The sequence below is a fragment of the Bartonella queenslandensis AUST/NH15 genome (assembly GCF_000312585.1).
GTDB classification, from domain to species: Bacteria; Pseudomonadota; Alphaproteobacteria; order Rhizobiales; family Rhizobiaceae; genus Bartonella; species Bartonella queenslandensis_A.
Window position 1 is genome coordinate 1 of sequence record NZ_HE998276.1, and the last position, 539, is coordinate 539.

1 protein-coding gene is annotated in these 539 nt (G+C 27.5%); it reads right to left on the minus strand.

The genetic code is table 11. The features are described 5' to 3' along the window. Positions 1-300 precede the first annotated feature (300 nt). On the minus strand, positions 301-539 hold a 239-nt coding region (locus BN338_RS10190), incomplete at its 5' end, for a laccase domain-containing protein (protein ID WP_039762130.1).

The window sequence follows — 539 nt, forward strand, 5'->3', positions numbered from 1 at the left end:
TCATTGTTTGTAGAGAGAGTGAAGGCAATAAAGATATTTTTAATGATCAAATTTAGCTTTTTCTTTAATTGCTTGATTTAGAAAACAGTTTCAATGATATTTTATATTTAAATCGTTATGTGTTAAAGGTCATTATAAGCAAACGTTGAAAAGAAGAGTTCGTTTTATTTCTCATAGCTACAGTTTTCGTGTTTTGTAAAGCCAATAAGAATTTTTATGAAAAAGACATATTAGAAAAAAGCTTACTTATTTTATTGACATTATTTTGTGGGCGGTTTTGATCTTTTTACAAAAAAATATTTATTTCAACATAATAGCAGAAATTTGCCGACCATAATCAGGTTCATTGCGATGTATTGCACGTCGATAAGAAAAGAAATGCTGTTCATCTTGATAGGTACAAAGCTCTAAACAAGAAGCATTAACACCGGCTTCTTTGAGTTGATTGATAATAAATACCCATAGATTAAAATGAAAGTGATTGTCTTTTTCTGTTTTTAAAAAATATTTTTGAAACTTGCTATGACACTCAATAAATT